General features: G+C 65.7%; 9 protein-coding genes, 1 other RNA gene and 2 pseudogenes. 8 read left to right on the top strand and 4 right to left on the bottom strand.

The features are described from left to right. From DM816_RS36980 to DM816_RS36950, 8 genes and pseudogenes are all read left to right on the top strand, one after another. On the top strand, positions 1 to 876 hold an 876-nt coding region (locus DM816_RS36980), incomplete at its 5' end, for a M23 family metallopeptidase (protein WP_162908214.1). Positions 877 to 1,148: 272 nt separating this feature from the next. Beyond that, the gene (smpB, locus tag DM816_RS36975; protein WP_117215164.1) at positions 1,149 to 1,625 is read left to right on the top strand and encodes an SsrA-binding protein SmpB; all 477 of its coding nucleotides are present in this window, start codon (positions 1,149 to 1,151) and stop codon (positions 1,623 to 1,625) included. A gap of 47 nt (positions 1,626 to 1,672) precedes the next feature. Continuing rightward, complete coding sequence (locus DM816_RS36970; RefSeq protein ID WP_117215163.1) at positions 1,673 to 2,425, top strand: cellulose binding domain-containing protein; 753 nt, start codon at positions 1,673 to 1,675, stop codon at positions 2,423 to 2,425. Positions 2,426 to 2,463: 38 nt separating this feature from the next. Then, positions 2,464 to 3,495, top strand: a complete 1,032-nt coding sequence (locus DM816_RS36965) for an SRPBCC family protein (RefSeq protein WP_117215162.1) — start codon at positions 2,464 to 2,466, stop codon at positions 3,493 to 3,495. 42 nt (positions 3,496 to 3,537) lie between these two features. Beyond that, positions 3,538 to 3,911: a transfer-messenger RNA gene (ssrA, locus tag DM816_RS36960) on the top strand. Positions 3,912 to 4,047: 136 nt separating this feature from the next. Further along, a complete protein-coding gene (locus DM816_RS43195; protein WP_162908213.1) occupies positions 4,048 to 4,215 on the top strand; it encodes a hypothetical protein in 168 nt (55 codons plus the stop codon). A 43-nt stretch (positions 4,216 to 4,258) separates the two neighbouring features. Beyond that, positions 4,259 to 5,104 carry a transposase gene (locus tag DM816_RS44930; protein ID WP_117215161.1) on the top strand — a complete coding sequence of 282 codons (846 nt, stop codon included), beginning with the start codon at positions 4,259 to 4,261 and terminating at the stop codon, positions 5,102 to 5,104. 21 nt (positions 5,105 to 5,125) lie between these two features. After that, positions 5,126 to 5,614, top strand: a pseudogene (locus tag DM816_RS36950) (transposase); the annotation flags it as partial. Here the strand turns inward: DM816_RS36950 and DM816_RS36945 are convergent. The 4 genes and pseudogenes from DM816_RS36945 to DM816_RS36935 all read right to left on the bottom strand — a co-directional run. After that, positions 5,598 to 5,816, bottom strand: coding sequence for a hypothetical protein (locus DM816_RS36945; RefSeq protein WP_117215159.1), 219 nt, complete (start codon positions 5,814 to 5,816; stop codon positions 5,598 to 5,600). The pseudogene DM816_RS36950 and the gene DM816_RS36945 sit on opposite strands and share 17 nt — an antisense overlap. 301 nt (positions 5,817 to 6,117) lie before the next feature. After that, positions 6,118 to 6,466 (bottom strand): annotated as a pseudogene (locus DM816_RS44925) (transposase); the annotation flags it as partial. A gap of 120 nt (positions 6,467 to 6,586) precedes the next feature. Next, the gene (locus DM816_RS36940; protein ID WP_162908212.1) at positions 6,587 to 8,218 is read right to left on the bottom strand and encodes a DUF11 domain-containing protein; all 1,632 of its coding nucleotides are present in this window, start codon (positions 8,216 to 8,218) and stop codon (positions 6,587 to 6,589) included. A 1,130-nt stretch (positions 8,219 to 9,348) separates the two neighbouring features. Beyond that, positions 9,349 to 9,654, bottom strand: a 306-nt coding sequence (locus DM816_RS36935; protein ID WP_425455320.1) for a trypsin-like serine peptidase, incomplete at its 5' end; no start/stop codon positions are given.

Below are 9,654 nucleotides of genomic sequence, written 5' to 3'. Positions count from 1 at the left end.
CGGCAGGGGCGCGAACGGCTCGGGCGCTTCGCCGCCGTGACCCATCGGGGCGGCGACGTAGCACAGTTCAACGCCTTGATCAGCGCAGGGAGCCCGAGCCAGCTGGCGTTGCGGTACGGGTACACGATAAAGATCGCCGAGGCGAAAAAGGGCGCGATCGATCAGTTGCTCGGCGCGCAGCGGGAGGCCAAGCAGGCGTCGAACGACGCCGGCATGGCGCGCCGCGCGGCCGACCAGGCACTGGCCGCGGCGCAGGCCGCGGTGGATGAGGCCAAGGCGGCCAAGGAGGCGGCCGAGCGCACGCAGCACGAGCTGGTCGCGCTCGCGGCGCAGCAGCAGGAGGCGGCGGCCCGCGCGGAGGCGCACCGGGACGAGGTGATGCAGCGGCATGAGGAGCTCAAGCGCGAGAGCGAACGCATCGCGGCCGAGCTGCTTGCGGGTGAGGCTGGCCCGTCGCTGCGGCCGGGGGCGAGGCTGCTCATGCCCGTGCGGGGGTGGAAGTCCAGCAACTTCGGCATGCGCTATGACCCGTATTACCACGTGTGGCAGTTGCATGCGGGGGTCGACATCGCGGCCGGAGGCGGCGAGCCCATTTACGCGGCCGCCGATGGGCAGGTGGCGTCGGCCGGGTGGCGCGGGGGCTACGGCAACTACACGTGCCTGAACCATGGGTACGTTGAGGGGCAACGGCTTTCGACGTGTTACGCGCACCAGTCGACGATCCTGGTGGGGCACGGGCAGTGGGTCAGCCGAGGGCAGCTGATCGGGCGAGTCGGGACCACGGGCGCGTCCACGGGGAATCACCTTCATTTCGAGGTGCGGCTCGACGGCACTCCGGTCGAGCCGGAGAATTGGCTGCCAACCTGCCTCTGCTAGCTCGCTCCTGCTAAAGCAAGTCGCGGGCAGTGTCGCTTGGAGGCCGTTGTCATCTCTTGCGATCTTGGGAGCAAAGAGCGCACTCCCAAGATCGCGGCGAGATAACAGCGGCGCGGCACTGTTTTGCTTTGCTCCTGCTAAAGCAAGTCGCGGGCAGTGCCGCTTGGGGGCCGTTGTCATCTCTTGCGATCTTGAAAGCAAAGAGCGCACTCCCAAGATCGCGGCGAGATAACAGCGGCGCGGCACTGCCGCTAGCCGGTAACATTCTTCGAATGCCAAGGGAGAAGGGGCGCAAGGTGGTGGCGTCCAACCGCAAGGCGCGCCACGACTACGCCATTCTTGAGACCGTCGAGGCGGGCATCCAGCTCACCGGCACGGAGGTCAAGTCCCTTCGGCTGGGCCGGGCCTCGCTGGTGGACGCGTTCGCCCAGGAGCGGGCGGGCGAGCTGTACCTGCACGCTGCCCACATTCCGGAGTACACGCAGGGCACGTGGACAAATCACGAGCCGAGGCGGACCAGGAAGCTGTTGCTCAACCGGCTCGAGCTGAACAAGCTGATCGGCAAGACACGGGAGAGTGGATTGACGCTTGTGCCGTTGTCGATTTATTTCAAGGACGGCTGGGCCAAGGTCGAACTCGCCCTGGCGCGCGGCAAGAGGGACTACGACAAGCGGCAAGACCTGGCCAAGCGCGACGCCAACCGGGAGATCAGCCGCGCCCTCGGCCGGCGCGCCAAAGGGGCGGACTAGCCCATCAGACGATGTGATCATTCGCGGGTGGGCTGTAGCGTCCCCGCGTGGATCGAAACGGCGACGAAGCCATGGGCCAGCTGCGCCCCGCCACCGTCGAAGAGCTTGCGGAGCAGGAGCGTTCGCGAGTGCGCTCGCACCGCAGGTCTTCGAGTCGGCCGCTGATTACCGCGCTGGCCACGGCCTGCCTGATGATCAGCGGGGCGGGGGCGTTCGCGTTGGCGCGCACCGGTCCAAACGCGACAATCGAGCGGCCCTATGGCTTGGACGCCCCGTTCGGGGTGGACTATGTGGACGGGTTCGGTGAGCACACGCCCGATCCGACCCACCGGCCGCCGACGGCCTCGTCGCGCTCGAAACGGGCGGCGACGGCCGCGGAGCCGGTCGGGCCCGTCAGCTCGCCGATGGCCGGGTCACCTGTGTCATTGAAGTCTCCCGCTGTGATGGTGAGTCCTTCGGTGGTCGCGTCCGCGCCCGTGCCTGTGCGCGACGTGTCCGCGGTGTATTGGACGACAACGTGGTACGGCAATTACGACGCCTATGTGTGGGTGCACAATGGCGGCGCTTCGGATGCGGCGTGGGAGGTCCGGGTCAAGCTGCCGGCCGGCGCGACCGTGATCTCGACGATGGCCGTACAGAGGTCGTATGTGGACGGCGAGTGGGTCTTCAAGCCGAACTGGGGGCGGCTGCTGCCGGCCGGGCGGGTGTACCTGTTCGCGTTCTCCGGTCACAAACCCGACGGCCGATTCGGCCTGCGGTCCTGCATGATCAACGGGTTGGCGTGTAACCCGTTCGCGTGATCCGTGGCGGTGGGGGTCACGCGTTTATAGTCGTCGTTGTGAGCGAGCTCCGACTCGACGTCGACCTCTCCCACCCGAGGGGTCGGGTCTGGCGCGCGCTCACCGACATGGACCTGCTCAACCGGTGGTTCCAGCCGATCACCGACGACGGGCTGGTCACCCCGACCGATGAGCTGCCCAGCTTCGGGCCGTTCGAGCTGGAGACGCTGCTCAGCGATCCGCCGCAGCGGTTGGTGTGGCGGTGGCGGGGCGAAGACTTCTCCAGTGAGATCGAGTGGACGCTCACGCGGGTCGGGGACGGGTGCCGGCTCGCCCTGCGGCAGACGGGATTCCTTGGGACACACGAGGTCTTCCGAAGAAATGAGCTTTTCAGCGGGTACCGGATGATGCTCAACAGCCGTCTTCCGGCGGTGCTCGAGCGGCTGGCGGTGGGCGCCCCCGACGCAGATCGCCTGGTACCCAGGAGCGAGCGGGAACCGGAAAGCAGCAACCGGCGGGTACGGTTGCTCAGTCTCGCCGGAGCCGTGGTGCTGGTGGTGCTGTGCGCCACGGCGGGTGCGGTGTGGGTCAACGGCGGCGAGAGCGGGCCGCTCGGCGGGGCCAGCGCGGGATATGGGCTCGGGTTGGGCAACCAGCCCGGGATCGGCCCGGTGGAGACAGGCTCGCCTACTCCGGCGGGCTCGCCGCGGCCCGGATCGCCGTCCTTTACTGCGCCTACGCCCACCGCTACCCGGCCCGGCCCGAGCGCGGGCGTGGGCACCAGCTCGGGACCGACCGCGACGTACCGGACGATCGCGCTGCTGGGCCTCGGCGGGTTCGACACCGAGGTGACGGTGCGTGGCGATCCTCACACCAAATGGACCGTTGTGCTGATCATGCCGGACAAGACGGCGGTGCTGAACCGATCGCCCGAGACCGTCAACCTGGTGCAGGACGGCATAAACGTGACGGTCAGCCCGGTTTCGACCGGCGGCGACGCCACGTTCACGATCAGGTTTCCGGCTTTGCTCGCGATCGGCAAGTCGGTGAGCGGGTGCACAATTGATGCGCGGCCGTGCTCGGGAAGTTGATAGACTGGTCCGGTTGTTGTTCAGACCAGGAAAATTTCACCAGGGGGTGACTGGTTTCGACATTGCCTGCAGAGACAGGGGAAGCGAGCCGAGGAAGCCGACGTCGTCTCGAGAATCGTTCGTCGGAAAACAATAAGCGCCAACACAACGCGCTCTCAGCTTGCCCTCGCTGCCTAAGCGAGTGCCAAGCTAGTCGGTCTGGGAGGGCCTACGGCCCAGTCACCGGCTTCATTTAAGTAGGCTGGCCAACTCGGTCCCGTTGGGGGGCTGACGCGGCGAGACCAAACCCAACTGGGCCCGTCACACCGACTTGCTTGCGTGATCGGTGGGGCCGAGCAGAGACACAGCAAGCTGCGCTCGGAGAAGTCCTGCCAAAGCGGTGATGGACCGGGGTTCGATTCCCCGCACCTCCACCAGATGGTCGTTAGGCAAACCCCGGCTTGAAGAAGCCGGGGTTTGCGTTTGTAGTGTGGCCAGCCGGTAGATCTCGCGTGGTTTGTTAAGCAGGTCGAGCAGGATCTCGATAGCCTCGCGTCTGGCGTTGATCTGTGGGTGGTCGGTGCTCGCGAGCTGGCGTTGGAGGCGTTCGCTTTCGTCGCGGACCTGGCGCAGCCGCTGGCTGACCTTTTCCTTGGGCCATTCTGGGTCGCCGATGAGGTCGAGGTAACCGTCTTCCTGTCGATCTACCTTCGCGATCTTCGCCTTGAGTTGTTCGCGTAGGGTACGGGATGCCTCGTACTGTGCTTCGTAGGCCGAGTCCAGCATGTCGGATCTTGGTTTGCAGTGGTGCCGGGATGTGGAGGGTGCCGTAGTGGTGGATGGCGGCGTCTTCGACTTGTTCGACGCGAGGATGGGGGAGGTCGCAGGTTTCGTCGCGGCGGCCGCGGCACAGGTAGTAGAAGTACAGGAGTCCTTGCTTGTTCTTGGCGCGGTTGATGATGAGCCGCCGGCCCTGCTCTTCTCGTTGCGCTTGTGGGTCTTGTCCGCCGGGGAACGCCCACTGAGACGAGCGCAGATCTGGCGGTGGCCTGCCGCGACGGTTATCGGCTTCTGCGTGCCCTGCACTGCGAGCTCGAGTTGTCCTGGTTGGCCGAGCTACATCAGGTCGACGTCCTGCGCATGGTGTGGGTGCAGCAGTATCACCTCGACGACGCGCAACTGCACGCCCTGCCCCGATCGTCCATTGTGCACACGCTCGCCGGTCAACGCACGCTTCCTGACCTTTCGCGCCGAACGGCAGTTCCATGCCCAACAGCAGATCCGGGACGCGCAGACGACCGAACAATGGCACCAGCGGTATGCGATCCGTGCCGGCGTGGAGGCCACCATGGCCCAAGCCTCAGCCCGCAGCGACGCACATCGCACCCGCTACAAAGGCACCGCGAAAACCGAGCTCCAGCACATCTTCACCGCCTGCGCGCTCAACCTCATCCATATCTATCACTGGATCACCGGAACACCGCTCCAGAAGGCATGTACCTCACGCATCGCCATGATCGCCGCCGCCACCGCTACCTGGATTTGCCAGCAAAGTCCTCGCGGGTCAAACCTCAACTACGACCTGTACGTGATGCTCGACATCCACAGCCGCTACGTGGTCGGCTGGTAGGTCGCGCCACGCGAAAGTGGGGACCTGGCCGAGGAGTTCCTCGCCGACGCGATCGCCCGTATCGGGGCCGCGCCCAGGTCGATCCACACCGATCGGGGCACCTCGATGACCTCCAAACCCGTTGCCTTGCTGCTGGCCGATCTGGGTATCGACCGCAGCCATTCCCGGCCGCGGGTGTCCAACGATAATCCCTATTCCGAGTCACAATTCAAGACGCTCAAGCACTGCCCGGCGTTCCCCAGCCGGTTCGGCTCGATCGAAGACGCCCGCGCCTTCTGCGCGCAGTTTCTTCGCGTACTACAACCATGAGCACAGACATAGCGGGATCGGCCTGCACACCCCGGCATCCGTCCACTTCGGAACCGCCGGACAAGTCCGCGCCCAACGCGCCCAAGTCCTCGACGCCGCCTACACCGCCAACCCCAACCGGTTCCGGCACAAACCCACACCACCATCGATCCCGCAGCCGCGTGGATCAACCAACCACCTGCCCTCATACAAACAACGTGACCAATCCGTGTCTCAACGATCTTGACAGGTTCCGCCGCTCCGGACCCTCCGCCCGTACCTTGGCGGAGAAGCTGCCGTGATACTTCACCATGTCGGTGCCACCGTCGGCGTTTGCCACACTGTTCACACCGGCGATCCCGGCGACCACAAGCCCGGCTGCCAACGCCAGCAGCAGCGGGATCCTCCATACAGTCTTTCTCATCCGAACACCTCCTGTGGGGTTTGATGCTGTCGGCGACCAGTTCACGTGTCCCGGCAGCGTCCCAACAGGTGGCCGGCCCGTCCCGTCCAGCCTCACGGGTGGCAAGCGACGACACCTGCTCGCCGTCACCGTCGATCTCCACTGCGGTCACCGCTCGCCCGCTCAGGGGTATGTCCACCCACAGATCGGCGCCCGAGAACCTTTGGTGGCCAACGCCTGATGCCGGGCCGGCCGGCGATTCCAGGTGACAGCCTTTTCGTCCCAGCCTCCGTCCACCCGGTAAACCACGACGCCACCGCGCATCTGCCGGTGGTGGTCTACCGCCGCGGCTGCCTTTGGCTGCGCGGCGGGTGATCTGGTCGGTGCGTTCGGGGATGGTGTGGCGGATGCGGCGGCGTCGTCACGCTGTGCGGGTGGGGTTGTGGGCGTAGGCCTTGTCGGCAATGAACATGTCCGGGTGTCGACGCGGCCCGGCCGATGCCGCTGTGGCTGACCGCGATGGCGTCCAAGACGTTGAGCAACTGCGGGTTGTCGCTGGCCTGGCCGGGCGGTAAGCAGGATCGCCAACGGCCGGCCACGCCCATCGGCGGCCAGATGAATCTCGGTGGTCGGCCCACCCCGGATCGGCCAAGCGCCTCACCGTCACACGCCGCGACGAGCGACCTTCGGCATGTTCGTCCCTCGGGCGGCGGAGTCCGGTTTGAAGCTGCCGCGCTGAGGCGGTGGCCGCCAGGGCGAGGTTGACCTGGCGGCCACGCGCGTTGGCTTGGTCAGCAGCCGCTGGTGGTGTCGCCGGGGTCAACTGTGCAGGTGTCGTTGCCCAGGCCACCGTGGGCGGTGTCGCCGCCGAGACCGTCATGGAGGTTGATGGTGTCGTTGCCGACACCGCCGCTCATGACGTCGGTCCCCTCGGTGTCGACGAGCACGTCGTTGCCTTTCTGTCCGTCGAGGTTGTCGTTGCCGGGGCCGCCGAAGATGTGGTCGTCGCCGTTGTCGAACAGGTACAGCAGCGAGCCGAGGAAGGTCTCGCCGTAGCTGGCGTCGTTGCCGTGGCCGCCGTAAAGGTTGTCGTTGCCATTGCCGCCGCCCATGGTGTCGTCGCCATCGCCACCATGAAGGGTGTCGTTGTCGTTGCCGCCGTTGACGATGTCGTTGCCGGAGCCTGCGTAGATCACATCGTTGCCGGCCTTGCCATCGATGTTGTCGTGGCCGCCCAGGGCGCAGATGACGTCGCCGCCGTTGGTACCGACGATGGTGTCGTCGCCGGTAGTGCCGATGATGGTGCAGCCGTTGCCGTTGTCGATGGTGGTGGATTCCACGGCGGTGTTGTTGCCTGGGCTGGGGTCGGGTTCGGCTGCGGCCACAGTGGTGGCGGCGGTGATAGTGCCGGTGGCAGCGGGTTCGACCGTGATCGTGACGGTGGCCGCCGCGGAAGCGGGCAGTGCGCCCAGCGTGCAGTCCACGGTCGAGCCGGTCACGTTGCACGAGCCTTGCGACGGGATCGCCGAGGCAACGCCGTGCGAGGCTCCGGAGATGGTGGTCGAAGCGGTTACTGCGGAAGCAGCCGCCGGGCCCGTGTTGGTGATGGTGGCGGTATAGCTGTACGTGCCCCCGATCGCCACCGGATCCGCAGAGTCGACAACGGCCGTGGTCAGATCCGCCCCCGCCGGTGCCGGGGAGCCGACCGCCCAGTCGGTAGCGACACCCGAGGTCAGCGTGCGCACGGTGGTGGCGCCGGACCCGTCGGCCGCGTTGATCGTCATGATGTCGATGAGGTTCTCAGTGTAGACGATCTTGGTGCTGTCCGGTGACCATCTCGGCTTGACGTTGGAGAACCGCGCGGTGGTGGCGAGTTCGGTGACGCCGGTCCCGTCGGCGTTGATCGTCCGGATCTTGTTGGTGGGGCTGCCGCCGCGAGACACGAACACGATCTTGGTGCCGTCCGGTGACCAGTCCGGTTCAAACGGCTCGAACCCATGGGTGGCAACGGATGTGACCCGGGTTTCGCCGGTGCCGTCGATGTTGATCACCCATAGCTCGAAGGTACTGACGGTGAACCTCGTGAAAGCCACCTTCGAGCCGTCTGGGGCCACTGCTGGCTCGTCCCCGTTGGTGAGGACTGTGGGAGTACCACTACCATCCTCGTTGATCATGACCAGTTTCCCGCCCGTTCGGTAGACGATCCGGCCGGTGGGCGACCAGTCCCAGATTGTGCCTTCGACCCCGGTGGTGGTGAGCTGGACCTGGTTGGAGCCGTCGGCGTTCATCGTCCACAGCTCGCGGGTCCCCGTCCGGTCGCTGCCGAACACCACCCTGGTCCCGTCCGGGGAAGCCACCGGGGCAATGTTGGTGTCCGGGCCGAATGGGGTCAGCCGGGTGACCGCACTGCCATCGGGGTTCATCGAAAAGACCGTGTCGCGGCCGACGGGGTCTAGCTCCTGGAAGTAAATTTTTCCGTTTGTTCCAGGAAATGCGGCGCTGGCGCTCGTCGCCGGCACAGTCGCGGTCAGTGCCACAGTCAAGACGATCACTGCGGCAGATGGGCTAATCCGTGTCGATGTCATTCGGTGCGCAACCCTTTCATGAGTTCCCCGCCGGCACCGTCGGCACGACCGCAGTCACGAGCGTCATCGCAGCAACCAACGTGGTCTCCCGGCCATGAGAAGTTTCTTGCCGAACACGCCGGATGCGTGTCCGTCCACATCAGCCCGCCTGAGCACAGACAGCGCAGGCGATGGCTGACAGCCCGAGACCGGACCCCCGGGTATCACGCAGGCGCCCGGCAAACGTCGCCCTCGATCTGCACACCGCCACCACCCAGGCCGAAGGCTGGCCAAGGCACAGCATACGGCGAAACATTCGAATATTGCACTATAGCGAGTGACCACATGACGACAGATTGCGTTTGCGCTGAGATTCCCGGCTCGCGCCCGTGCAGACTTCACGATGGAGCCACAGCGAAGCTGTAAACGATGCGCACGACGGGCACGACCCGTCACACGATCGCCGCTGCCGCGCACCTTCCCAAGTCGGCCGCATCACGGCGCCGGACAGGACTCTATCCAAAGGCGACAATCCGCCAGACCGTCAGCGGCGGTGACCAACACGAACAGCAGCAGACCCAGCGCGTCGACCGCAAGATGACGTTTACGGCCGTTGACCCTTTGGGCCTTATGACGGCGCCGGACCGACGACGGGCGGTGTTGGCGGCGAGCGTGTACGCCAGAGGCTCATACACGAAAAATCGGACACGCCCCCGGGTTTGTGAATGGAAAGCGGTGTGCCGGAAGGGTTTTCTTGGTGAGGCGGGTGCGCAGTCCGGCGTTGGTGAGCAGGTCGTATCAGAGTGTTGACCGCAATGGCTAAAAGCGTCATCTATTCAGACGCTCGCTCGTGTCCGTGCTGAGGCCGGTCCGCCTACCGCAGCCCGATGTCTTACTGCGGCATGGGAACGCCAAAGGGTCAGCGTTCTGCGGTAAAGGTATGCCCCGGACAGGGCTGTGAAGAGATCCGCCCGGGGCCATGTTATCTGTTACGCGTTGATCCAAGCGATGAGGTTGTTGAACACCGGTTGCGTGATCCGCACGCCGCTGTTGAGACTGCCGCCGCCGTAGGCGTGGATGGCTATGACGCACGCCGGGCAGAGTCCCGGGGTCGGGTCTTCGGGATTCGGGTACAGCGGGCTGCCGGATTGGCCGCCGACCGTGTCGTTGTTGTAGAACAGCCGCAGCGACTCGGACTGGATGGTGCCGTCGGAGGCCCACTGCTGGTTGATCGGCTTGTCGCCGGGGTAGCCCTGGGTCCGCACGAAGGTGCCGATCAGGCTGGCCGAGGTCCA

It is taken from the genome of Allorhizocola rhizosphaerae (assembly GCF_003426775.1).
In the GTDB taxonomy this organism is placed as follows: domain Bacteria; phylum Actinomycetota; class Actinomycetes; order Mycobacteriales; family Micromonosporaceae; genus Allorhizocola; species Allorhizocola rhizosphaerae.
This window is presented reverse-complemented; position numbering and strand designations above follow the sequence as displayed.

Excerpts from the sequence above, each read along its gene's own strand:
- smpB (WP_117215164.1), top strand. The coding sequence starts at position 1,149 with ATGCCAAGGGAGAAGGGGCGCAAGGTGGTGGCGTCCAACCGCAAGGCG.
- DM816_RS36940 (WP_162908212.1), bottom strand. The coding sequence starts at position 8,218 with ATGAACCCCGATGGCAGTGCGGTCACCCGGCTGACCCCATTCGGCCCG.
- DM816_RS44930 (WP_117215161.1), top strand. The coding sequence starts at position 4,259 with ATGTCGGATCTTGGTTTGCAGTGGTGCCGGGATGTGGAGGGTGCCGTA.
- DM816_RS36945 (WP_117215159.1), bottom strand. The coding sequence starts at position 5,816 with ATGAGAAAGACTGTATGGAGGATCCCGCTGCTGCTGGCGTTGGCAGCC.